This window comes from Endozoicomonas sp. (assembly GCF_965196975.1).
In the GTDB taxonomy this organism is placed as follows: Bacteria; Pseudomonadota; Gammaproteobacteria; order Pseudomonadales; family Endozoicomonadaceae; genus Endozoicomonas.
The window spans coordinates 1,725,062-1,746,093 of sequence record NZ_OZ239981.1 but is presented as its reverse complement, the minus strand read 5'-3'; the positions used below and the strand labels follow the sequence as shown (position 1 = coordinate 1,746,093).

Annotated in this window: 43 protein-coding genes; 40 read left to right on the top strand and 3 right to left on the bottom strand. The window is 50.0% G+C overall.

The annotated features are described in order from the left end of the window. The first annotated feature begins 6 nt into the window (after positions 1-6). The 17 genes from ACOCLE_RS07675 (at position 7) to ACOCLE_RS07595 (ending at position 6,969) form a co-directional block, all read left to right on the top strand. A complete protein-coding gene (locus ACOCLE_RS07675; protein ID WP_066014343.1) occupies positions 7-186 on the top strand; it encodes a hypothetical protein in 180 nt (59 codons plus the stop codon). Next, entirely contained in the window at positions 170-583 is a 414-nt protein-coding gene (locus ACOCLE_RS07670; protein ID WP_419536211.1) for a hypothetical protein, read from the top strand. The genes ACOCLE_RS07675 and ACOCLE_RS07670 overlap by 17 nt, the downstream gene beginning before the upstream one ends. Continuing rightward, on the top strand, positions 583-1,014 hold the full coding sequence (locus tag ACOCLE_RS07665) for a hypothetical protein (protein ID WP_419536210.1): 432 nt from the start codon (positions 583-585) through the stop codon (positions 1,012-1,014). The genes ACOCLE_RS07670 and ACOCLE_RS07665 overlap by 1 nt, the downstream gene beginning before the upstream one ends. After that, complete coding sequence (locus ACOCLE_RS07660) at positions 977-1,645, top strand: hypothetical protein (protein WP_419536209.1); 669 nt, start codon at positions 977-979, stop codon at positions 1,643-1,645. Before ACOCLE_RS07665 ends, ACOCLE_RS07660 begins: the two co-directional genes overlap by 38 nt. Before the next feature lie 67 nt (positions 1,646-1,712). Next, entirely contained in the window at positions 1,713-1,988 is a 276-nt protein-coding gene (locus ACOCLE_RS07655) for a DUF2158 domain-containing protein (protein WP_419536208.1), read from the top strand. Positions 1,989-2,288: 300 nt separating this feature from the next. Next, the gene (locus ACOCLE_RS07650; RefSeq protein ID WP_419536207.1) at positions 2,289-3,101 is read left to right on the top strand and encodes a major capsid protein P2; all 813 of its coding nucleotides are present in this window, start codon (positions 2,289-2,291) and stop codon (positions 3,099-3,101) included. Position 3,102: 1 nt separating this feature from the next. Further along, on the top strand, positions 3,103-3,381 hold the full coding sequence (locus ACOCLE_RS07645) for a hypothetical protein (RefSeq protein ID WP_419536206.1): 279 nt from the start codon (positions 3,103-3,105) through the stop codon (positions 3,379-3,381). Between the two features lie 15 nt (positions 3,382-3,396). Next, complete coding sequence (locus tag ACOCLE_RS07640) at positions 3,397-3,594, top strand: hypothetical protein (protein WP_419536205.1); 198 nt, start codon at positions 3,397-3,399, stop codon at positions 3,592-3,594. Continuing rightward, a complete protein-coding gene (locus tag ACOCLE_RS07635) occupies positions 3,579-3,959 on the top strand; it encodes a hypothetical protein (protein ID WP_419536204.1) in 381 nt (126 codons plus the stop codon). Before ACOCLE_RS07640 ends, ACOCLE_RS07635 begins: the two co-directional genes overlap by 16 nt. Beyond that, positions 3,952-4,308, top strand: coding sequence for a hypothetical protein (locus tag ACOCLE_RS07630; protein ID WP_419536203.1), 357 nt, complete (start codon positions 3,952-3,954; stop codon positions 4,306-4,308). The genes ACOCLE_RS07635 and ACOCLE_RS07630 overlap by 8 nt, the downstream gene beginning before the upstream one ends. 4 nt (positions 4,309-4,312) lie before the next feature. Further along, positions 4,313-4,876 carry a hypothetical protein gene (locus tag ACOCLE_RS07625; protein WP_419536202.1) on the top strand — a complete coding sequence of 188 codons (564 nt, stop codon included), beginning with the start codon at positions 4,313-4,315 and terminating at the stop codon, positions 4,874-4,876. A gap of 5 nt (positions 4,877-4,881) precedes the next feature. Continuing rightward, a complete protein-coding gene (locus ACOCLE_RS07620; protein ID WP_419536201.1) occupies positions 4,882-5,247 on the top strand; it encodes a hypothetical protein in 366 nt (121 codons plus the stop codon). Further along, positions 5,244-5,639 (top strand): hypothetical protein, encoded by a 396-nt coding sequence (locus tag ACOCLE_RS07615; RefSeq protein WP_419536200.1) that lies wholly within the window; start codon positions 5,244-5,246, stop codon positions 5,637-5,639. The genes ACOCLE_RS07620 and ACOCLE_RS07615 overlap by 4 nt, the downstream gene beginning before the upstream one ends. Further along, a complete protein-coding gene (locus ACOCLE_RS07610) occupies positions 5,618-6,088 on the top strand; it encodes a structural protein (protein WP_419536178.1) in 471 nt (156 codons plus the stop codon). Before ACOCLE_RS07615 ends, ACOCLE_RS07610 begins: the two co-directional genes overlap by 22 nt. Continuing rightward, a complete protein-coding gene (locus ACOCLE_RS07605; RefSeq protein ID WP_419536199.1) occupies positions 6,085-6,369 on the top strand; it encodes a hypothetical protein in 285 nt (94 codons plus the stop codon). The genes ACOCLE_RS07610 and ACOCLE_RS07605 overlap by 4 nt, the downstream gene beginning before the upstream one ends. Beyond that, positions 6,366-6,782 (top strand): hypothetical protein, encoded by a 417-nt coding sequence (locus ACOCLE_RS07600; RefSeq protein WP_419536198.1) that lies wholly within the window; start codon positions 6,366-6,368, stop codon positions 6,780-6,782. The genes ACOCLE_RS07605 and ACOCLE_RS07600 overlap by 4 nt, the downstream gene beginning before the upstream one ends. Position 6,783: 1 nt before the next feature. Further along, complete coding sequence (locus ACOCLE_RS07595; protein ID WP_419536175.1) at positions 6,784-6,969, top strand: hypothetical protein; 186 nt, start codon at positions 6,784-6,786, stop codon at positions 6,967-6,969. A 626-nt stretch (positions 6,970-7,595) separates the two neighbouring features. Here the strand turns inward: ACOCLE_RS07595 and ACOCLE_RS07590 are convergent. Both ACOCLE_RS07590 and ACOCLE_RS07585 read right to left on the bottom strand, forming a co-directional pair. Beyond that, a complete protein-coding gene (locus ACOCLE_RS07590; protein ID WP_419536197.1) occupies positions 7,596-8,069 on the bottom strand; it encodes a hypothetical protein in 474 nt (157 codons plus the stop codon). Between the two features lie 267 nt (positions 8,070-8,336). Beyond that, entirely contained in the window at positions 8,337-8,699 is a 363-nt protein-coding gene (locus tag ACOCLE_RS07585) for a helix-turn-helix domain-containing protein (protein WP_419536196.1), read from the bottom strand. A 210-nt stretch (positions 8,700-8,909) separates the two neighbouring features. On the opposite strand from ACOCLE_RS07585, the gene ACOCLE_RS07580 reads away from it, so the two are divergent. The 22 genes from ACOCLE_RS07580 to ACOCLE_RS07475 all read left to right on the top strand — a co-directional run bounded on the left by ACOCLE_RS07580 (position 8,910) and on the right by ACOCLE_RS07475 (position 19,263). Then, entirely contained in the window at positions 8,910-9,368 is a 459-nt protein-coding gene (locus ACOCLE_RS07580) for a hypothetical protein (protein ID WP_419536195.1), read from the top strand. Beyond that, entirely contained in the window at positions 9,365-9,583 is a 219-nt protein-coding gene (locus tag ACOCLE_RS07575; RefSeq protein ID WP_419536194.1) for a hypothetical protein, read from the top strand. Before ACOCLE_RS07580 ends, ACOCLE_RS07575 begins: the two co-directional genes overlap by 4 nt. Positions 9,584-9,732: 149 nt before the next feature. Further along, entirely contained in the window at positions 9,733-11,463 is a 1,731-nt protein-coding gene (locus ACOCLE_RS07570) for a replication endonuclease (RefSeq protein WP_419536193.1), read from the top strand. After that, entirely contained in the window at positions 11,456-11,626 is a 171-nt protein-coding gene (locus ACOCLE_RS07565) for a hypothetical protein (protein ID WP_419536192.1), read from the top strand. The genes ACOCLE_RS07570 and ACOCLE_RS07565 overlap by 8 nt, the downstream gene beginning before the upstream one ends. Continuing rightward, complete coding sequence (locus ACOCLE_RS07560) at positions 11,610-12,035, top strand: hypothetical protein (RefSeq protein WP_419536191.1); 426 nt, start codon at positions 11,610-11,612, stop codon at positions 12,033-12,035. The genes ACOCLE_RS07565 and ACOCLE_RS07560 overlap by 17 nt, the downstream gene beginning before the upstream one ends. Further along, complete coding sequence (locus ACOCLE_RS07555; protein WP_419536190.1) at positions 12,035-12,466, top strand: hypothetical protein; 432 nt, start codon at positions 12,035-12,037, stop codon at positions 12,464-12,466. The genes ACOCLE_RS07560 and ACOCLE_RS07555 overlap by 1 nt, the downstream gene beginning before the upstream one ends. Next, positions 12,429-13,097, top strand: a complete 669-nt coding sequence (locus ACOCLE_RS07550) for a hypothetical protein (RefSeq protein WP_419536189.1) — start codon at positions 12,429-12,431, stop codon at positions 13,095-13,097. The genes ACOCLE_RS07555 and ACOCLE_RS07550 overlap by 38 nt, the downstream gene beginning before the upstream one ends. A gap of 69 nt (positions 13,098-13,166) precedes the next feature. Then, entirely contained in the window at positions 13,167-13,538 is a 372-nt protein-coding gene (locus tag ACOCLE_RS07545; protein ID WP_419536188.1) for a hypothetical protein, read from the top strand. A gap of 31 nt (positions 13,539-13,569) precedes the next feature. Beyond that, complete coding sequence (locus tag ACOCLE_RS07540; protein ID WP_419536187.1) at positions 13,570-13,824, top strand: hypothetical protein; 255 nt, start codon at positions 13,570-13,572, stop codon at positions 13,822-13,824. A gap of 250 nt (positions 13,825-14,074) precedes the next feature. Then, the gene (locus ACOCLE_RS07535; protein ID WP_419536186.1) at positions 14,075-14,887 is read left to right on the top strand and encodes a major capsid protein P2; all 813 of its coding nucleotides are present in this window, start codon (positions 14,075-14,077) and stop codon (positions 14,885-14,887) included. Position 14,888: 1 nt separating this feature from the next. Next, positions 14,889-15,167: a hypothetical protein gene (locus ACOCLE_RS07530; protein ID WP_419536185.1), complete on the top strand. Its 279-nt coding sequence runs from the start codon at positions 14,889-14,891 to the stop codon at positions 15,165-15,167. A gap of 15 nt (positions 15,168-15,182) precedes the next feature. After that, entirely contained in the window at positions 15,183-15,380 is a 198-nt protein-coding gene (locus tag ACOCLE_RS07525; RefSeq protein ID WP_419536184.1) for a hypothetical protein, read from the top strand. Continuing rightward, positions 15,365-15,745 (top strand): hypothetical protein, encoded by a 381-nt coding sequence (locus tag ACOCLE_RS07520; protein ID WP_419536183.1) that lies wholly within the window; start codon positions 15,365-15,367, stop codon positions 15,743-15,745. Before ACOCLE_RS07525 ends, ACOCLE_RS07520 begins: the two co-directional genes overlap by 16 nt. Beyond that, the gene (locus ACOCLE_RS07515) at positions 15,738-16,094 is read left to right on the top strand and encodes a hypothetical protein (RefSeq protein ID WP_419536182.1); all 357 of its coding nucleotides are present in this window, start codon (positions 15,738-15,740) and stop codon (positions 16,092-16,094) included. The genes ACOCLE_RS07520 and ACOCLE_RS07515 overlap by 8 nt, the downstream gene beginning before the upstream one ends. Before the next feature lie 4 nt (positions 16,095-16,098). Next, positions 16,099-16,662: a hypothetical protein gene (locus ACOCLE_RS07510; protein ID WP_419536181.1), complete on the top strand. Its 564-nt coding sequence runs from the start codon at positions 16,099-16,101 to the stop codon at positions 16,660-16,662. A gap of 5 nt (positions 16,663-16,667) precedes the next feature. Next, entirely contained in the window at positions 16,668-17,033 is a 366-nt protein-coding gene (locus ACOCLE_RS07505; RefSeq protein WP_419536180.1) for a hypothetical protein, read from the top strand. After that, positions 17,030-17,425: a DUF4376 domain-containing protein gene (locus tag ACOCLE_RS07500; protein WP_419536179.1), complete on the top strand. Its 396-nt coding sequence runs from the start codon at positions 17,030-17,032 to the stop codon at positions 17,423-17,425. Before ACOCLE_RS07505 ends, ACOCLE_RS07500 begins: the two co-directional genes overlap by 4 nt. Next, entirely contained in the window at positions 17,404-17,874 is a 471-nt protein-coding gene (locus tag ACOCLE_RS07495; protein WP_419536178.1) for a structural protein, read from the top strand. The genes ACOCLE_RS07500 and ACOCLE_RS07495 overlap by 22 nt, the downstream gene beginning before the upstream one ends. Beyond that, positions 17,871-18,155, top strand: coding sequence for a hypothetical protein (locus tag ACOCLE_RS07490; protein ID WP_419536177.1), 285 nt, complete (start codon positions 17,871-17,873; stop codon positions 18,153-18,155). Before ACOCLE_RS07495 ends, ACOCLE_RS07490 begins: the two co-directional genes overlap by 4 nt. Further along, positions 18,140-18,568 (top strand): hypothetical protein, encoded by a 429-nt coding sequence (locus ACOCLE_RS07485; protein WP_419536176.1) that lies wholly within the window; start codon positions 18,140-18,142, stop codon positions 18,566-18,568. The genes ACOCLE_RS07490 and ACOCLE_RS07485 overlap by 16 nt, the downstream gene beginning before the upstream one ends. Before the next feature lies 1 nt (position 18,569). Continuing rightward, entirely contained in the window at positions 18,570-18,755 is a 186-nt protein-coding gene (locus tag ACOCLE_RS07480; RefSeq protein ID WP_419536175.1) for a hypothetical protein, read from the top strand. 259 nt (positions 18,756-19,014) lie between these two features. Beyond that, positions 19,015-19,263, top strand: coding sequence for a hypothetical protein (locus ACOCLE_RS07475; RefSeq protein WP_419536174.1), 249 nt, complete (start codon positions 19,015-19,017; stop codon positions 19,261-19,263). Positions 19,264-19,380: 117 nt separating this feature from the next. Here ACOCLE_RS07475 and ACOCLE_RS07470 read toward each other — a convergent pair whose 3' ends face one another. Continuing rightward, positions 19,381-19,860 carry a hypothetical protein gene (locus tag ACOCLE_RS07470; RefSeq protein ID WP_419536173.1) on the bottom strand — a complete coding sequence of 160 codons (480 nt, stop codon included), beginning with the start codon at positions 19,858-19,860 and terminating at the stop codon, positions 19,381-19,383. A gap of 269 nt (positions 19,861-20,129) precedes the next feature. On the opposite strand from ACOCLE_RS07470, the gene xthA reads away from it, so the two are divergent. Beyond that, the gene (xthA, locus tag ACOCLE_RS07465; protein WP_419536172.1) at positions 20,130-20,936 is read left to right on the top strand and encodes an exodeoxyribonuclease III; all 807 of its coding nucleotides are present in this window, start codon (positions 20,130-20,132) and stop codon (positions 20,934-20,936) included. Positions 20,937-21,032 lie beyond the last annotated feature (96 nt).

Sequence of the window (21,032 nt, the reverse complement as noted above, 5' to 3'; positions counted from 1 at the left end):
GGAACCATGGAAAATTTTTCATTGGATGAAATGGTAAGGATTGCAAAAGAGACCGAAACGGAAGTGAAAATAGCAAAGCTCAACCCGCTGATACCGAGCGATTACAAACGCCGTTTGCTGCGTGCATCAGAACTATTAACTCTATTGGTCAACAAAGAGGTGGCAGGGAATGCCAAAAGTGAATAATCCAAAACTGGGTAGCATCGCCTGTGACCTTTGCGGGAATCCAGCCAGCGTTAAGCAGAACGCCAAGCAGTACCTGTATGTCGGTTGTCAGGATTGCGGGGTGGATATGCGCAAGGGGGCAAAACTTCAAACCCGGCTCTATAGGGAGTCACAATGGTTAGACGGTGTGACGCCAAAACTGCCCCCTAATCTGATCATGGATGAAGAAAACTCTAGGGATAACTCTAGGGATAATCCTAGAGATGACTCTAGGGATAATCCTAGGGATGACTCTAGGGATGACGCTAGAGAAAACCCTATAGGTTCGCCTAGGGAAGGAACTCATAAAAAAGGCGGGCTGGCCATTCTTGCCGGTATCGCTGCACTGATCCTATTACCGTTAAAAGGGGGCATGTAATGAGTCAGGAGACCTTAGACAATCTGGACATTCTCGACAGCATCGAAGCCAAAGAAAGTGCCGAGTTGCTTCAGGCGGTGGAAGCCGAAACCCAGCAGGAACAACAAAGCGAGGCGGCCGATCTGGCCGCTCAGCAAGGGGCGGCCTTTGCCGTGGGCATGGTTGAATCGCTGGTAAAACTGAAATGGGCATTCGTGCAGATCGACGAGGGCACCAAACAGGCCATTACTGAAAAGGCGGTACCCGTATTTCGTAAGTACGGCGGTGACCTGCCGTCATGGCTGCAACCCTATAGGGAAGAGATCGAATTAGGGGTCGTGGTGGCTGTAGCCGGTTTCGGTATCTACAGTCAGGTCAAAGCCAAGGAAGCCGAGGAACAACAGGAAAAGAACAATGACTCTGAAGCCGATCAACCCCAATACTCAGCATAAGAACGAGCACACGCTCTATCTGGGTGGCTCCGGTGCCGGTAAATCTCAGGCGGTGATCAACAATCCCGCCATTCCCAAAAAGGGGCGTATTATCCTCTGGGACGCTTCTGGTGATCATGCCGGGATTCATACCGAGGATAAGCGGGAGTTTCTCAAGCTGTTAAAGGCAGGCATCAAGCGCGGCTCGTTCCGGGTCGCTTACGCTGGCTCCACTGTGGAGGATTACGAGTGGTTCTGCGGTGTGGTCTGGGCGGTGCTCGATGGCAACCATAAAACCCACGTCATCGCCGAAGAACTGAGCCAGGTCTGTAAGCATGCTGGCAAAGCCTCCAATAACGCCGCCGTACTGTTAAATCAGGGCAGGAAGTACGGGCTGGTTTTTCATGGGGTCAGCCAGAAGCCCCAAGAGATCAGCAAAACCTACTTTGACCAGTGCGAGCGCAAATACATCGGCGTTTTCAGGGGTAAAAATGCCAGCCTGATGGCGGATTATCTGGCCAGCGATCTTACGGGGGCGGATATATCTGCCTTACAGCCATTGCAGTTCTATTACGACGACGGTCAGGCAACCAGTCAGCCAGTGTTGAAAAAAATGAAGTACAAAGCACCTAAAGGTGTGAAATGGCTCTGACACATAAAAGACATTAGATGTCTATAATGAATCTGCATGTTAACTTATCAATGACAGAGGTTGTATTATGAGTAATAGTCATAACTTCAAGATTGGTGATGTTGTGTCGCTGAATACTTGTGAAGGCCCATATATGACAGTTAGCGAATTTAAAATGACTAATGCAGAGGAAAACTATTTACTTTATTGTCAGTGGTTTATTAATAATAATCTTATTACTGAAGAATTTGATGCTCGTGTGCTTATTACAAGAAAAGAACGTGAGGAACGTGAGGAACGTGAATCTCAAGCTATCAATGAAAAGTTGCAGGTATACAAAGAGTATGATGTTTTTGATGATTAAAATTTAGAAAATTCGAGTGTAGTATTTTGGTTCTCTATATTAATTTTAACGTAATGATATTGTAAATAATCCCTAGGGTTTCCTAGGGATGCCCCCTTGACAGTTCCCTAGAACCCCCGTGTTAAACCTTCTCCCAGTGACACCAAAAAACCACAGGGAGAAAACCCACATGTTCAGCAAACTCACTGATCCAAAATTCATTGTTCCGGTTATGTTGGTTGCCTTAGGTACGATCTACCTGAGCAATAAAAGCGCCGCTGTTAAAAAAATCACTGGCTCTAACTGAGAGGGGACTCGACCATGTCTTTTGTTCGTCCCCTGCGACTGCCCAATGTTTCTAACGTGGGCAGTGACCAGACCGCTACTATCGGTATGCCCGTCGGCAATCACACCTACGAGAGTGTGAACCTGAAGCTGACCGACATCACCAAGGATAAAGTCACCAACATTGACGTACTGGCCAACGGTAAACCGATCCAGTCCTACAAGTCGGTGGCCGATCTGGAAGCGATCAGCGCCTATTACGGCTATCACATCGAAGCGGATGAGGTGGAAATTCCGTTTTACCGTGAGCATTTCACCAATTCCGGTCAGGCCAGAATGTTTAACTTCGGGGTAAACGACGTCTCTACCGCGGAAGTGCGTTTTGATATCGGCACGGTGGCCGGATCGCCAGCGGTTCAGGCCATGGCACCACGGTATAGCCATGTCGGCACTCAAGCGGCACGGGCTAACGGTCTGGGCGCCATCACCAAGATTCGTAATTTCGTCCATGCCACCAGTGTGGCCGGTCGTTTCGAAATCTCCGATCTTCCGAGGGAAGCGTTCCTTCAGGCACTGCACCTGAAAAGCGCCAATATCGACGAGGTTCGTCTGGAAATCGACGGTCAGGTAGTGTGGGAGATGACCAAGGCACGGATGGCTGCGTTCCTTCAGCGCAAAGGCCGTACGCCACAAACCGGTTGGTATCACCTCGACTGGATGACTACTAATGAGATCGGTAACCAGCTCTCATTAGAAGGCAAGCAAGATTTCCGTTTGATCATCGAGATGAGCGCCGCCGACTCCATCATTCTTTACCCAGAGTACTGGAGCGGTCTCGGAGGGATTTAACATGGCTGATTTTCTGGATATTGGCCTGTCGGACATTCTCGGCGCGTACGTCAGCGTCGAGTCCGAGAAGGCGCAGAACAGTCTGGATTCCTTTAAGCAGGGACAGGCACAGGCGGCCGCCATGCTGGAAGCCGAAAAGGTCAGCCAGACCACCGAAACCAAAGACGTACTGGACGACATCCGCGCGCCATCGCTCTTTGGTGGCATGGATCAGCGGTTGCTGTACGTCGGTGGCGGGCTGTTGCTGTTGGGCATCGGCTATGCGGTCATGAAGAAATAGGGAAGGGGGCAGGGTATGTTGCCAGACATTGGCAGTCTGACCACCGGGGACATCCCCGGCAATATCGGCAACGGGGGACCGTCTCAGGCAGGCGGTTCGGCCTCCGCCAGTAACGCACTGGCGGGCATCAACTTCGGCGGCATGAACACCGAGGACTACCTGTTGATTGGGGTATTGGCCTTGGTGGGGTTGGTGATATGGAAAAAAGGCTGACCTTCAAACGACTGAAGCGACTCACGGGGACAGCGCGCCGACGCTTTCGCACGGTCATGGACTGGTGCCCGGATGAGGAGATCAAGGCCGCTAAAGCTCAGCTCTGGTCGGTGAATCGAAACGCCCTGTTGTTATTGACCCGTATTGAAAAAAAAGAGCTGGTCATTGTCTGCGCTGTGGGGCGTGAATTGATCGACGCCTGCGTCTACCTGCTGGCCGCCGCCAAGATGCAGGGATTGCACAGCATCCGCTTTCATACCCTGAAACCGGCCTTCGTTCGACTGATTCAACGGCACTTCCCCTTTCAGCTGATCGACATCAAGCAGGGCGGGGAACGGGTGCTAAGGATGGTGATTCATGGGTAAGGGCAGTTCAAGTTCCAGCAGTAGCAACACCACTCACAACACCAATTCGAGCATTGGTGTAGATGGAAGTAACGAGGGGCTACTGCTCTCCAACGTCAGCGGCTCCACCATTGAGGTGACCGACAAGGGTGCCATTGATGCCGCCTTTACACTGGCCGGTGAAACGCTGGAGCTGATCAACCAAAACCAGAGCGACAGTTATCAGGCCATTGAGGACAATCTGGCGCAGTCGCTGGCCTTTGTGGAAACCCAGAACCTGCCGGACAACGGCCAGAGTGAGCGGCTGATCAAGCCCATCGTGTACGGCTCGGCATTGGTCACGCTGGCTTATTTAGCACTGAGGAGATAAAGGAATGATCCAGCAGGGCTTTAACATTTCATCGCTCAACGTCAGGGTTAAACCCGGCGAAGAGGAAAACCTGAAAATCTCGGCGCGGCTGGTCTACGTCCAGTCCGCTAACATGGGCTTTCGCATTGCCACCGATGCCGGTTCACGCTCGGACATGATTGCCGGGCGCAAGCTGCAACTGGGGGATTCCACGGCCAACTTACGAGTCATCAATACCGGCACGGGTGATCTGGTGGCGACACTGGTCTACGGCTGGGGGGATATTGAAGACTCGGCGGTGACCGGTGAGATTGCCATCAAAAACGCCAGTTCATTAAATCCCATCGCACCGGTAGCACTGAGTGACGCTCAGGTGCACACCATCGCCGCCAACAATGCCCGCCAGAAACTCACCTTATACGCCGATGCGGCCAATACCGGAAAAATCTGGCTGGCAGGGGCTAAAAATCTCGGTCTGCCCCTGATGGCAGGGCACGCCCACGACATTACCGAATTCTCCGGGGCGGTGCAGCTGTGTGGCGACGGGGCAGGGACGCAGACGGTCTATCTGATGGAGGTCAACGAATGAGACTGATGGACATTCAGTGGCCGTTGATTAACGGCAAGCCCGATCTGGATTACGCCCTGCTGGATTTTGGCACGGTTTACAGTAATAGCCGCTACGTTCAGGCCAGTCCGTTTGGCAATAACACGCCGGTCATCTGTTGGGTGGAGATTCTGGTCAATGGCCGCTGGTTTGCGACGGGCAATTTATCGGATATGACTAGCCATTCCATTACACGGTTTGTGGTATCGGGTTATGTCGAGTCTGAAGGCGTTGTAGTGCAGACGGGTAAAACATCACTGCATGGTGGAACTAACGTGGGCGACTTGTACAATCCGGGAACTTTAGTTACGTCTGCTCCCTGTCGTGTCCACGTCTGGAGGTTGGTCGCATGAAGATTTATGCCAAGGTCGGCGAGTCCTTCCAGCAGATCGGCGGCGAGTGCCCCGATGGCTGCATTGAAATGACATCCCCAAGGCCGGGTGAGTTCTATAAAGCAACCCCTACCGGTGACTGGGAAAAAGACATGATGGCCGAATTCAAGGCCAGCCGTCCTGAAGCGGTCAACAACATCAAAGTCACTATTGACGGCCTGACTTTCGACGGTGACGAGATAAGCCAGACCCGAATGGCCAGAGCCATTACTGCCAGCAGCGGCGACACGGAAACCACGCTGTGGATTCTGGTGGACGACAGCAAGGCCACCGTCACCATTGAGCAACTGAAGCGGGCACTGAGGGCGGCGGGTGAGGAACAGACACGGCTATGGATACCGGCGCAAAACTAACTTTACTGGCACTGGTGGCAGGAGGCTTCCTGATGTTCAGCAACAAAACCGCACGATTAGCGGATCAGCCAAGAGGCATCCGCAACCACAACCCCGGCAATATCCGACACGGGGACAACTGGCAGGGCATGGCGGATAACCAGCGTGACCCGTCGTTCATTACCTTTATCCAGCCAGAATACGGCATCCGTGCCATGGCCAGAATCCTGAAAAGCTACAAAAGACGGGGCGTGGATACCGTAGCCGAGATCATCGCTACCTGGGCACCACCCATTGAGAACGACACCCACGCCTACATCAATCATGTGGCGCATAAGCTCAACGTCCATCCGGATACACCGATTGAACAGGGGCGTTATCCAGAACTGATTGCCGCCATTATTCACCATGAGAACGGGGTACAACCCTACAGTTATTCCGTAATCAGTGCCGGGGTAGCGATGGCATGAGTGTACTGAATGACAAACAGTTTTTTATCGTCCTGGGTATTGGGGCGCTCGGTGCCTACGTCCTGTACAAAGGCGCCGAGAAAACCGCCGCCGCCATCAATCCAACAGATGAGAACAACCTCTTCAACCAAGGGGCGATTGGTTTAGGGGAAGCCATTACCGGTAATCCCAAGGCAACTCAGAACCTGTTTAACCGCCTCTACGGCGGGTTAGACCTGATCAACCCATGGGCGCCAGAGTATCGAAAACAGTATGCGAGGCAGGTATGGGGGCTACAGTGATTGCCAGCTTGCTGGGCGGTGCCCTGTCGTGGTGGCGGGAGCGCTCACAGCATAAAGCGAAACTCAAAGAGATCGACCAGCAGGCACAGATTAACCAGCGGCAGGCAAGGGCAGAAGCGGCGGGCAAGCTGGATCACCAGAGCCGGGACAACATCACGTGGGAAGACGGCTATTTAATCCTGCTGTTTACCCTGCCCCTGCTCTTATTGTTCTTTGCCCCATTACTGACCTTGATCTGGCCAGAAGCGCAGCAGATCACTCAAGCGGTCATGGCCGGCTTTGAAGCCCTGAAAGCAACGCCCGTTGCTTATCAAGGGGCGATCGGTCTGATCTTTGTTTACGTGTTCGGCTTCCGTCGTCTGCTGCATCGGTTATTGGATAACTGGGCGGGCTGGAAAACACGGGGAGGATAACATGGGGTGGCTTATGGAGCAGGGGAAAAACCAAGGCCCGATGTACGTACTGATGATTCTGTTACTGGGGGGTAGCGGGCTGAACCTGAATAAGAGTGACGCCATTAACCAGAAACTCAGTGACCTGAACGCATGGCGGGGGATTACGGAATACCGCATTAACCAACTGGAGCAACGGGAGGACTGACCATGGCTCGCAAAAGCGTCTCTAAAAAGACCGGCACCAAGGGCAAGGGAAAACTGAAAAAAGGCTTTAAATACATCAAGGGAGGGCGGATAGTTAAAGCCAAAAACAAAAAATAATCCCTAAGCCTGTGTTCGCGCAGGCTTTTTTATTACTTATGTTTCTTTTAGTGACATCTGCAAGTAACCATTACTCATATATAAAGATTCTGTCAATCACCCAGTTAGGCGCAATCCCTTGGTACGACTGAAAATAACCAACGTTGGCACGTAAAGTGGTTATGTATAGGTGCAAGGATGCAAAAGGATACACCGGCCAAGGATGGCCACCCAAGGAAGGGATAATAACAACAAGGACACCGGCTACGGATAGCCTCAGGGAACTAAGAATAACAACAGGGGAGCAAGGCTAAGGATAGCCTGAAGGAAATAACAATAATAAGAAACGCAGCAGGCCAAGGATCGGCCTACCACGGAAGAAAAATAATAATAAGGAAAGGAGCTGCTGGCTAAGGATAGCCTTTCCATACAATAACAACAATAAGGATTCATAGTCCCGCTAGTCGGGGCTTTTTTTATGATTGATTTTTTATATAGAAGCCCGTATTCAACAAGAACACGGGCTTTGGTTTATTTCACCAGTCGTAAGGTGGGTTTTGAACGAACCGGCCTTTCTTTAGTCTCCTGTTCCTTGAATGTCGCTTTGTAGGCTTCCAGTAATGCTCTAAGGCGCTGATTTTCTGCCCAATAATGACCGCGCTCCTGAATCTCGGCGAAGCTGTGACTGTGTCCTACGGTATCAATCATCTTGCCGTCGTCCATAATCCTGAAGCCTTCGAAGGATTCCCAAGGCAGCACACCGGCTACGTAAATAGCGAGTAACTGGGCAGCGACCTTATCGGGGATGGTTTTATTATTCAGCCATTGTTTGATGGTGCGTTCATCCTGATCGCACCATATGGCCGCTTCATCAATAGAACAGGTACCAGAGCGTAAACCGTATCGAGTGGTCACCATGATACAGATTGGCTTTTCGTGGCTGGCAGTCTTTGAAATGGCGATGTCATGGTGGGAAATAACCGGCTTTTTATACTTCTTAGGCATAATAAAAACTCCATTGCCTTTATATATGGTTATTAAAACCCTCAAAAAAGGGCGAACCATGCTGTTGGCAATCGAGTCTTTTTTGCAATTCAGGGGTTAAAATCGGGTTTAACGATAGATAAAATCTATTGAAGTGGTATTCATTTTTCCTTTGCATTTGACATTTATCAATTTCCAATAGTGAGAATACTGATAGTTTTTATCTATCAAAAAATAAAGTCCAATGAATTATAGCCTAATTTCGCATAATATATATTACGCGTTAAATTAGACAAAGCTAATATAAGGCAGGAAAAGCAAACAAAAACAAGCAGTTATGGCAATTCCGATAGGGGCGTATTGTTGTGCAGTTTGCACAAACGACTGTGCAACGTCCTGTTCACCGTCCTTTTCGGCTTCCTCGGCCAAAATGTTGTAAATCACGTAGCTTAAGTCAACGTCCAATAGCTCTGAAACCTTTACCATTATTGAGGCATGCTTAATAATTTCTCCTTCCTTAAAGCGTTTAACTGTATTTCTAGAGACACCTAATAACTGAGCCATTTTATACGTCGTTGGTGCGTTATATTTATCCTCAATTAGCTTAATAAAGTCCTTGGTTCGTACGATTTCAGGTGCTGTTTTTTTCATGATCGACCCATTCTTGATTGAAATTTCCTATCGAAACTTGCTTGACTGTTAAATATATTTTAGAACTTACGGCGATCATGTACATATGACTGACATAGACATATGGCTATGTTAGTCACATACTTACATTACCTGTTGCGAGGTTGGGAGGGTTGCTCCTCCCGTTTTACTTCCGCAACGACTCGCAAATAAGACAGGTGATATAAGAACATGGATACCGCTCATAACGTGGTTGCTCTGGACAGTGCCAGACAGCCAGAACCACAAAACACTTCAGACCTGTTTGATCAGGTGTGGCAAAAAGCCCAAGCCGACGCCATTGACTCCGATATTGAACAGCAAGCCGATTTATTAAAAACCGTTCAATTGGCGTATAAGTCCCTTCGAAAAGAAAAAGCCAAGTTCATTGTTGCTTTATTAAATCCCTTCTTTTTCCAGCAAGCCTTAGAAAGCGTCGAAGGCGCCCAAAAAGCCGTGTTGAATTACTGGGCGTTGGGTGATGGCTTGTTTTTCTATCGCCACTTTCTGGGCTGCCAGATTGGCAAATACGATCAGAAGATTCTGTTTAAAGATGAGCTAAGTGAGGGTGAGCTGTTGAACCTCGGTTTAAAACTGAATTCGTCCGTGAAATGGGCGGAAACCGAACTGCAAGGAGCGCGGGTCAAATGAAAAAACAAGCATCGCTTTTACTGTTATTGAAAATGGAATTAGCCCGCTTGGAGTCCACGGCTAAAAACGCTTACCAACAACAAAAAGAATACAGCCTGATGGGATTGGATTTGGATTCACCGTCCATGGCTTATGAAATTGGTTTGGAGAATGGCTGTAACGATGGGGTTAGCGTTCTTCGAGCTGCCATTCAATTAGTCGAGCATGAGGGTTAATCAAATGCCTCCCTACATTATCAAGGACGATAAGAAAGCCAAATCCCTAAAGCCCCTTTTACGTTTCTCCCAATCCATTGTAGAAGTCATGGTTCTAGGGTATTTCCTAGGGGTGGCGATCAGTTCCGGAATGAATGGATTCATTTAATATGCGTTTTGTTGATCCTGCCAGCTCCATTAAATCCCTAGGTACGCCCGATTGTGATCAGTTCCGGCGTACCATTTTTAACCGCTATCGTCCTATCGCCTCGGCCTTGTCCCACGACTATTCCGCCACCTGTAAGCGACTGGGGTACGTGGAAGCCAATCGCCGTCTGTTGGAGCTGGATAAACAGATGACCATTGGCGACAAACACAATCCCATCGCAGCCAGTGCTCCGGATAAGCAGGTTAAAGAGTGGGCAGAAGATCGGGCGCACCATTGTGGTTTGTTAGTGGACGCCTATTTGAACGACGGCTGTGAGATCAGCGTCAGACGCCCGGTAGAGATGTACGTCAACGAGCAGGGGGTAGCCTTCCCACTGCATCTTAAGCAGAACATGACCGAGACTGAAGAGCGCCAAGCGTGGCTTAGGGCTTTGGCTAGGGTCTGCGATGCCAAATGGTGGCGTCGTCAGGTGCGTAAAACCCTAAGCCGCAACCTAGAGACCGTGGCTAGAGATATCCGGTTAGTGTCCGCAGAGAAAGGGCTCTACTGCTCAGACATTCGTTTAGCCAACCGTAAGCGCCAGAAGCAACGCAACCAAGAATTGCTAGAGAACCTAGAGGCTGAGAACCAGCACGGCGATGTGTACACCCTAGCAGAACTGGCGGAATGTGGCCTAGCGAATCCTAGGAACCGCTTTGCAGAACTGATTACCCGCTCTAAAGGCTTTGATCTGGTCGCCCAACAGCTAGGGCATGTGGGCTGGTTCTTTACTCTGACGACCCCTAGCCGGTTTCACCGGATGAGCAAGGGTAAAAACCATTGCTACGCCAACAGTCAATGGAGTGGGGCAACCCCTAGGGATGCCCAAGACTGGTTATGCAAAGTCTGGGCGCAAGTCAGGGCAAAGTGGGAGCGTGAAGGCATCAAAGCCTACGGTCTTCGAGTCTCTGAACCCCATCATGATGGCTGCCCCCATTGGCACATGTCGCTGTTTTTCAATCCCGATCAGTCCGAGCAGGCCAAAGCCATTTTCAGGGAGTACGCCCTGAAAGATTCACCGGACGAAAAGGGCGCTAAAGAGCGTCGCCTCGATGCCATGCCATTAGACCCAGAGAAGGGCGCTACCGGTTATCTGGTCAAATACCTCACGAAAAACATTGATGGCGCCCAAGGCATGGAAGCAGAGCTCGACTTAGAGAGCGAAGGTCAGCAGGAATTATTGATCAAAGAAGGGCAGAGCCGGGTCGAGGCGTGGGCTACCTGCTGGGGCATTCGTCAGTTTCAGTTTATTGGTGGTCCATCGGTGTCGGTCTGGCGTGAGCTGCGACGGGTGGATGATGAGCAGATCGAACAGATGCAAAGCCTGTTGCCAGAATCCGAGACCATGGACGACAGCGAGAAAACCTGTTTCCAGCAGATCAAGGCCGCCGCCGATGCTGCGGACTGGGCGGCGTTTGTCATGGCCATGGGTGGCCCTACCCTGAAACGCTCTGAATACCCCATGCAGTCGTGGCGGGTGCCCAATGTTGAGATCAACGATTACTACGAATTACTGGAATCCGTGAAAGGGGTCGTGCTGTCTGGTGTTGAGGAAGAGAAAAACATCATGACCCGTTTCTTGGTGTGGACGGTTCGCCCGGTACGGGCGACTGAACAGGAGGCGCACAGCGCCGACTCTTGGACTTGTGTAAATAACTGTACGGAAGCTGAAAGGGGGTGGGCTTATGGATAATGTGGAATTAGTGACATTACTGAATGAAGTTTCAATAGGAGCAGCCAAGGCACAAAAAAGCGTAATGTTACCGGCAGAGGTTAAAGGACTGCTGTTGAGGTCGGCGCGTATTTTAACGGAATTGGTGGAAAGGGAGGTTTCCAGAAATGCCGAAAGCCAATAATCCAAAACTGGGTACCATCGCCTGTGACCTTTGCGGGAATCCAGCCACCGTGAAGCAGAATGCCAAGCAGTACCTGTATGTCGGTTGTCAGGATTGCGGGGTGGATATGCGCAAGGGGGCAAGACTGCAAACCCGGCTCTATAGGGAGACGGTGTGGTTAGACGGTGTGACGCCAAAACTGCCCCCCAATCTGATCATGGATGAAGAAAACCCTAGGGATAGCGCTAGGGATAATCCTAGGGACGACTCTAGGGAAAACCCTAGGGATGGTTCTAGGATTATCCCTAGGGATGACGCTAGGGAAAACCCTATAGGTTCGCCTAGGGAAGGCACTCATAAAAAAGGCGGGCTGGCCATTCTTGCCGGTATCGCTGCACTGATCCTATTACCGTTAAAAGGGGGCATGTAATGAGTCAGGAGACATTAGACAATCTGGATATTCTCGACAGCATCGAAGCGAAAGAGAGCGCCGAGTTGCTTCAGGCGGTGGAGGCCGAAACCCAGCAGGAACAGCAAAGCGAGGCGGCCGACATGGCCGCTCAGCAGGGGGCGGCCTTTGCCGTGGGCATGGTTGAATCGCTGGTGAAACTGAAATGGGCATTCGTTGAGATTGATGACGGCACCAAACAGGCCATTACCGAAAAGGCGGTACCCGTATTTCGTAAGTACGGCGGCGATCTTCCATCATGGCTGCAACCCTATAGGGAAGAGATCGAATTAGGGGTCGTGGTGGCTGTGGCCGGTTTCGGTATCTACAGTCAGGTCAAAGCCAAGGAAGCCGCTGAACAACAGGAAAAAAACAATGAATCTGAAGCCGATCAACCCCAATACTCAGCATAAGAACGAGCACACGCTCTATCTGGGTGGCTCCGGTGCCGGTAAATCTCAGGCGGTGATCAGCAATCCCGCCATTCCCAAAAAGGGGCGTATTATCCTCTGGGACGCTTCTGGTGATCATGCCGGGATTCATACCGAGGATAAGCGGGAGTTTCTCAAGCTGTTAAAGGCAGGGATTAAGCGCGGCTCATTCCGGGTCGCCTTCGCTGGCTCCACTGTGGAGGATTACGAATGGTTCTGTGGTGTGATCTGGGCGGTACTCGATGGCAACCATAAAACCCACGTCATCGCCGAGGAGCTGAGCCAAGTCTGTAAGCATGCCGGTAAAGCCTCCAACAATGCCGCCGTGCTGTTGAATCAGGGCAGAAAGTACGGGCTGGTCTTTCACGGGGTGAGCCAGAAGCCCCAAGAGATCAGCAAAACCTACTTTGACCAGTGTGAGCGCAAATACATCGGCGTTTTCAGGGGTAAAAATGCCAACCTGATGGCGGATTATCTGGCCAGTGATCTGGCGGCAGCTGATATTTCTGCCTTGCAGCCATTGCAGTTCTATTACGACGATGGTCAGGCAACCAGTCAGCCGGTGCTCAAAAAACTGAGGTATAAACAACCAAAGGGGGTGAAGTGGATTTGATACATAAAAGTCATTAGTAGTCTAAAATAAGTCTGCTATTGATATTCCTTTATGATGAGGCGTCTCTGCATGAGTAATCCTATTGATGGTGATGTCGTCTGTCTTCTGGGTGTAGGAAAACCTAAAATGACTGTTAAAAATAAAGTTAATGATACTGAATGTGAATGTGAATGGTTTGATATCATTAAAAAAATTCAACATGAAAAGTTCCAAAATACTGAGCTAGACATTATAGAAGAGTACCCTAAGCCTTCAGAGAACGTAGATCCTAATAATCCTTCAGGTTTTAAAATCGGTGATTCTGTTCATCTTCGTAGTGATATCAATCAAACATTAGTTGTCAGAGAAATAGACGGTAATGATGTAACTTGCATTTGGTTTGATGAAAAACATCGTTTTCAAAAGCATACATTTTTATTTCCTCAGCTTAGTGATGAGTGAGATTATGAAAATGAAATAGTAGAGGTTCTTTATGAGTAAAGATTATCAGTTAGATCTTGGCCATGTTGTACAACATATTTCTGGTAAAGGTCCATATATGGCAGTAGCGGAATTGAATGTACAAGTGTCACCCCAATGCAATAGTCAAGGTACTAACCCCCGTAGAACAAGTGGTGATGGTGTATTATGTTCATGGTTTGACGGCAATGATCCTAAATTTCATATATTTCATAAATGTGAGCTTATGCAAAAAAAAGACTCTGAGGAATTATGTTTTCAGAATTAGTAAGTATTTTGTAAATAATCCCTAGGGTTTCCTAGGGATGACCCCCTTGACAGTTCCCTAGACCCCCCGTGTTAAACCTTCTCCCAGTGACACCAAAAAACCACAGGGAGAAAACCCACATGTTCAGCAAACTCACTGATCTTAAATTCGTCGGCTCCGTAGCCGTTGTTGCGCTGGTAACCATTTACCTGAACAACAAAAGCGCCGCTGTTAAAAAAATCACTGGCTCTAACTGAGAGGGGACTCGACCATGTCTTTTGTTCGTCCCCTGCGACTGCCCAATGTTTCTAACGTGGGCAGTGACCAGACCGCCACCATTGGTATGCCCGTCGGCAATCACACCTATGAGAGTGTGAACCTGAAGCTGACCGACATCACCAAGGATAAAGTCACCAACATTGACGTACTGGCCAACGGTAAGCCGATCCAGTCCTACAAGTCGGTGGCCGATCTGGAAGCGATCAGCGCCTATTACGGCTATCACATCGAAGCGGATGAAGTGGAGATTCCGTTTTACCGTGAGCATTTCACCAATTCCGGTCAAGCCAGAATGTTCAACTTCGGGGTGAATGACGTATCCACCGCGGAAGTGCGTTTTGATATCGGCACGGTGACCGGTTCGCCAGCGGTTCAGGCCATGGCACCACGCTATAGCCATGTCGGCACTCAAGCGGCACGGGCTAACGGTCTGGGCGCCATCACCAAGATTCGTAATTTCGTCCATGCCACCAGTGTGGCCGGTCGTTTCGAAATTTCTGATCTTCCCCGTGAAGCCTTCCTTCAGGCACTGCACCTGAAAAGCGCCAACATCGACGAAGTCCGTCTGGAAATCGACGGTCAGGTGGTGTGGGAGATGACCAAGGCACGGATGGCCGCCTTCCTTCAGCGCAAAGGCCGTACGCCTCAGACTGGTTGGTACCACCTCGACTGGATGACCACCAATGAGATTGGTAACCAGCTCTCCTTAGAAGGTAAGCAGGATTTCCGTCTGATCATCGAGATGAGCGCCGCCGACTCCATCATTCTCTACCCAGAGTACTGGAGCGGTCTCGGAGGGATTTAACATGGCTGATTTTCTGGATATTGGCCTGTCGGACATTCTCGGCGCGTACGTCAGCGTCGAGTCCGAGAAGGCGCAGAACAGTCTGGATTCCTTTAAGCAGGGGCAGGCACAGGCGGCCGCCATGCTGGAAGCCGAAAAGGTCAGCCAGACCACCGAAACCAAAGACGTACTGGACGATATCCGCGCTCCCTCGCTTTTTAGTGGCATGGATCAGCGGTTGTTGTATGTCGGTGGCGGTCTGTTGCTGTTGGGCATTGGCTATGCGGTCATGAAGAAATAGGGAAGGGAGCAGGGTATGTTGCCAGACATTGGCAGTCTGACCACCGGGGATATCCCCGGCAATATCGGCAACGGGGGACCGTCTCAAGCAGGCGGTTCGGCCTCCGCCAGTAACGCACTGGCGGGCATCAACTTCGGTGGCATGAACACCGAGGACTACCTGTTGATCGGGGTATTGGTCTTGGTGGGGTTGGTGATATGGAAAAAAGGCTGACCTTCAAACGACTGAAGCGACTCACGGGGACAGCGCGCCGCCGGTTTAGAACGGTGATGGACTGGTGCCCGGATGAGGAGATCAAGGCCGCTAAAGCTCAGCTCTGGTCGGTGAATAGAAACGCCCTGTTGTTATTGACCCGTATTGAAAAAAAAGAGCTGGTCATTGTCTGCGCTGTGGGGCGTGAATTGATTGACGCCTGCGTCTACCTGCTGGCCGCCGCCAAGATGCAGGGATTGCAAAGCATTCGCTTTCATACCCTGAAACCGGCCTTCGTTCGACTGATTCAACGGCACTTTCCCTTTCAACTGATCGACATCAAGCAGGGCGGGGAACGGGTGCTAAGGATGGTGATTCATGGGTAAGGGCAGTTCAAGTTCCAGCAGTAGCAACACCACTCAAAACACCAATTCGAGTATTGGTGTGGATGGGGACAACCAAGGGCTACTGCTCTCCAACGTCAGCGGCTCCACCATTGAAGTGACCGACAAGGGCGCCATTGATGCAGCTTTTACGCTGGCCGGTGAAACGCTGGAGCTGATCAACCGAAACCAGAGCGACAGCTATCAGGCCATTGAGGACAATCTGGCGCAGTCGCTGGCCTTTGTGGAAACCCAGAACCTGCCGGACAACGGCCAGAGTGAGCGGCTGATTAAACCCATTGTTTACGGCTCGGCATTGGTCACGCTGGCTTATTTAGCACTGAGGAGATAAAGGAATGATCCAGCAGGGCTTTAACATTTCATCGCTCAACGTCCGGGTTAAGCAGGGCGAAGAGGAAAACCTGAAAATCTCGGCGCGGCTGGTCTACGTCCAGTCCGCCAACATGGGCTTTCGCATTGCCACCGATGCCGGTTCACGCTCGGACATGATTGCCGGGCGCAAGCTTCAACTGGGTGATTCCACAGCAAACCTTAGGGTGATCAATACCGGTACGGGTGATCTGGTAGCAACACTGGTCTACGGTTGGGGCGATATTGAAGATTCGGCGGTGACGGGTGAGATTGCCATTAAAAACGCCAGTTCATTAAATCCCATCGCACCGGTGGTACTGACGGACGCTCAGGTGCACACCATCGCCGCCAACAATGCCCGCCAGAAACTCACCTTATACGCCGATGCCGCCAATACCGGCAAAGTCTGGTTAGCCGGTGCCAAAAATCTCGGCTTACCACTGCTCGCGGGGCATGCACACGACTTTTGTGAATTCTCCGGGGCGGTGCAGCTGTGTGGCGACGGGGCAGGGACGCAGACCGTGTATCTGATGGAGGTCAACGAATGAGACTGATGGACATTCAGTGGCCGTTGATTAACGGCAAGCCCGATCTGGATTACGCCCTGCTGGATTTTGGCACAGTTTATAGCAATAGCCGCTACGTTCAGGCCAGTCCGTTTGGTAATAACACGCCAGTCATCTGTTGGGTTGAGATTCTGGTCAATGGCCGCTGGTTTGCGACGGGCAATTTATCGGATATGACTAGCAATTCCATTACAAGGTTTGTGGTATCGGGTTATGTCGAGTCTGAAGGCGTTGTGGTGCAGACGGGTAAAACCTCACTGCATGGTGGAACTAACGTGGGCGACTTGTACAATCCGGGAACTTTAGTGACTTCTGCCCCCTGTCGTGTCCACGTCTGGAGGTTGGTCGCATGAAGATTTATGCCAAGGTGGGCGAGTCCTTCCAACAGATCGGCGGCGAGTGCCCCAAAAACCACATTGAAATGAACACCCCAAGGCCGGGTGAGTTCTATAAAGCAACCCCTACCGGCGACTGGGAAAAGGACATCATCGCCGAGTTCAAGGCCAGCCGTCCCGGGGCGGTCAACAACATCAAAGTCACCATTGATGGCATGACCTTCGACGGTGACGAAACCAGTCAAACCCGCATGGCCAGAGCCATTACCGCCAGCAGTAGCGACACGGAAACCACGCTCTGGGTACTGGCGGACGACAGCAAGGCCACCGTCACCATTGAGCAACTGAAGCGGGCACTGAGGGCGGCGGGTGAGGAACAGACACGGCTATGGATACCGGCGCAAAACTAACGCTACTGGCACTGGTGGCAGGAGGCTTCCTGATGTTCAGCAACAAAACCGCACGATTAGCGGATCAGCCAAGAGGCATCCGCAACCACAATCCCGGCAACATAAGGCACGGGGACAACTGGCAGGGCATGGCGGACAACCAGCGTGACCCGTCGTTCATCACCTTTATCCAGCCAGAATACGGCATCCGGGCGATGGCCAGAATCCTGAAAAGCTACAAAAGACGGGGCGTGGATACCGTAGCGGAAATCATCGCTACGTGGGCGCCACCGATTGAAAACGATACCCACGCCTACATCAATCATGTGGCGCATAAGCTCAACGTCCATCCGGATACACCGATTGAACAGGGGCGTTATCCTGAACTCATCGCCGCCATTATTCACCATGAGAACGGGGTACAACCCTACAGTTATTCCGTGATCAGTGCCGGGGTAGCGATGGCATGAGTGTACTGAATGACAAACAGTTTTTTATCGTCTTGGGCATTGGTGCGCTCGGTGCCTATGTCCTGTACAAAGGCGCCGAGAAAACCGCCGCCGCCATTAACCCCGTGGATGAGAACAACATCTTCAATCAAGGTGCCATTGGTCTGGGGGAAGCCATTACCGGCAACCCCAAGGCAACCCAGAATCTGTTTAACCACATCTACGGCGGGTTAGACCTGATCAACCCATGGGCGCCCGAGTATCGAAAACAGTACGCGAGGCAGGTATGGGGGCTACAGTGATTGCCAGTTTGCTGGGCGGTGCCCTGTCGTGGTGGCGGGAGCGCTCTCAGCATAAAGCGAAGCTCAAAGAGATCGACCAGCAGGCACAGATCAATCAGCGACAGGCAAGGGCGGAAGCGGCGGGCAAGCTGGATCACCAGAGCCGGGACAACATTACGTGGGAAGATGGTTATTTGATCCTGCTGTTTACCCTGCCCCTGCTCTTACTGTTCTTTGCTCCGCTACTGACTCTGATCTGGCCAGAAGCAGGGCAGATCACTCAGGCGGTCATGTCAGGCTTTGAAGCCTTGAAAGCAACGCCCGTTGCTTATCAGGGGGCGATCGGTCTGATCTTTGTCTACGTGTTCGGCTTCCGTCGTCTGCTGCATCGGGTATTGGATAACTGGGCAGGCTGGAAAAAACGGGGAGGATAACATGGGGTGGCTTATGGAGCAGGGGAAAAACCAAGGCCCGATGTACGTACTGATGATTCTGTTACTGGGGGGTAGCGGGCTGAACCTGAACAAGAGTGACGCCATTAACCAGAAACTCAGTGACCTGAATGCATGGCGGGGAATAACGGAATACCGCATTAACCAACTGGAGCAACGGGAGGACTGACCATGGCTCGCAAAAGCGTCTCGAAAAAGACCGGCACTAAGGGTAAGGGAAAACTGAAAAAAGGCTTTAAATACATCAAGGGAGGGCGGATAGTTAAAGCCAAAAACAAAAAATAATCCCTAAGCCTGTGTTCGCGCAGGCTTTTTTATTACTTCTGTTTCTTTTAGTGACATCTGCAAGTAACCATTACTCATATATAAAGTGTTTGTAAATCACCCAGTTAGGCGCAATCCCTTGGTACGACTGAAAATGACCAAAGTTGGCACGTAAAGTGGTTATGTACAGGTGCAAGGATGCAAAAGGATACACCGGCCAAGGATGGCCACCCAAGGAAGGGATAATAACAACAGGGACACCGGCTACGGACAGCCTCAGGGAACTAATAATAACAACAGGGGCAAAGGCTAAGGATAGCCTGAAGGAAATAACAATAATAAGAAACGCAGCAGGCCAAGGATCGGCCTACCACGGAAGAAAAATAATAATAAGGAAAGGAGCTGCTGGCTAAGGATAGCCTTTCCAGATAATAACAACAATAAGGATTCAGGGTCCCGCTAGTCGGGGCTTTTTTTATGATTGATTTTTTATATAGAAGCCCGTATTCAACAAGAACACGGGCTTTGGTTTATTTCACCAGTCTTAAGGTTGGTTTAATGCGAACTGGCCTTTCCTTGGATTCCTGATTCCTTTGTGCAATTTGTACCTTTAAGTTGTCGATAATTGCTCTAAGACGTTTGTTTTCGCTCCAATAATGCCCGCGTTCTTGTATTTCTGAAGCGGTATGGCTGCGGCCTATGGTGTCGATAAGCTTGCCTTCATCATTAATGCTGAATCCTTCAAAGGCATGCCAAGGCATAACGCCAGCAACGTAAATGGCTAGTAGTTGAGCTGATGCTTGATCGGAAATGGTTTGGTTTCGTAGCCAGCGGCGGATAGTGGCCTCAGAGCGCAAGCAGAGTCTGGCGGCTTCCTTGATGGTGCAACATCCAGAGCGTGTCCCGTAGCGGGTAGTGACGCTGATACAGACGCTATTACGTTTGCAGGCAGTTTTATAAATGGAAGTGTTTGTGGCGTGGTTGGCAGGTTTTTTAGACTTTTTAGGCATTACAAATAACTCCATTGCCTTATTTATAGTTATAAAAACCGCATTCCTGATAAATAAACTCAGGTTCCCGGCAACGGGGATTATTTGACAAAATGGAATTGATATGTATTTGGAGGGTCATAGATGAATCCTATCAATTACATCTTTATGATTAGGATTCCTGCCTATTTCGCATAATATATATTATGTTAAATAATATGTGCCACTGTTCTTCCCAAGGAGGAATAAATACAATGGCAGAATCAGAGTTTGGTTAGAGTGATGAATACATGAAAATAGTAAGTTTTAATGTTAATGGTCTGAGATCCAGACTTCATCAGCTTGCCCAAGTCATTGATAACCATAGCCCAGATATTATCGGACTACAGGAAACGAAGGTTTCTGATGAAGACTTCCCGGTTGGTTCATTAAATGAAATGGGTTACCAAGTATGCTTTCACGGCCAGAAAACCCATTATGGTGTTGCCCTACTCAGCAAAACGCCACCATTAAGTATCCAGAGAGGATTCCCGACAGATCATCCTGATTCTCAGAGACGAATGATTATCGGTGATTATGATATTAATGGACAATCTTTGAGAGTGGTAAATGGCTATTTTCCTCAGGGAGAAAACCGAAGTCATGAAATCAAGTTTTCTGGCAAAGAAAAATTTTACAATGATTTACAAGACTACCTGCGGGCCAAATGCCAGCCGTCTTCCAATGTTTTGGTAATTGGAGATTTCAATATCTCTCATACAGACAAGGATATTGGCATTGGGCCTGACAATGCCAAGCGTTGGCTGAGAACAGGAAAATGCAGCTTTCTACCTGAGGAGCGGGAATGGTTTGACCGACTTCTTGGCTGGGGACTAACCGATTGTTTTAGAAAACTATATCCTGATGAGAGCCAACGCTTCAGCTGGTTTGACTATCGCAGCCGTGGATTTGAGAGTGAACCAAAAAGGGGGTTGAGGATAGATGGTTTTTTAGCAACGGCTTCATTAATGAAAGAATGCCAATCTGTCATTATTGATTATGATATCAGAGCAATGGAGAAACCCTCTGATCATGCTCCGGTTATTGCCGAGTTTTAATGGACATATAAATTATAATTTATTATTTGATAATCATTCGCATTTGTAACATTTGAAAGGCGGTCTATTCTAAGGCCAATCAATAACAAATGATTG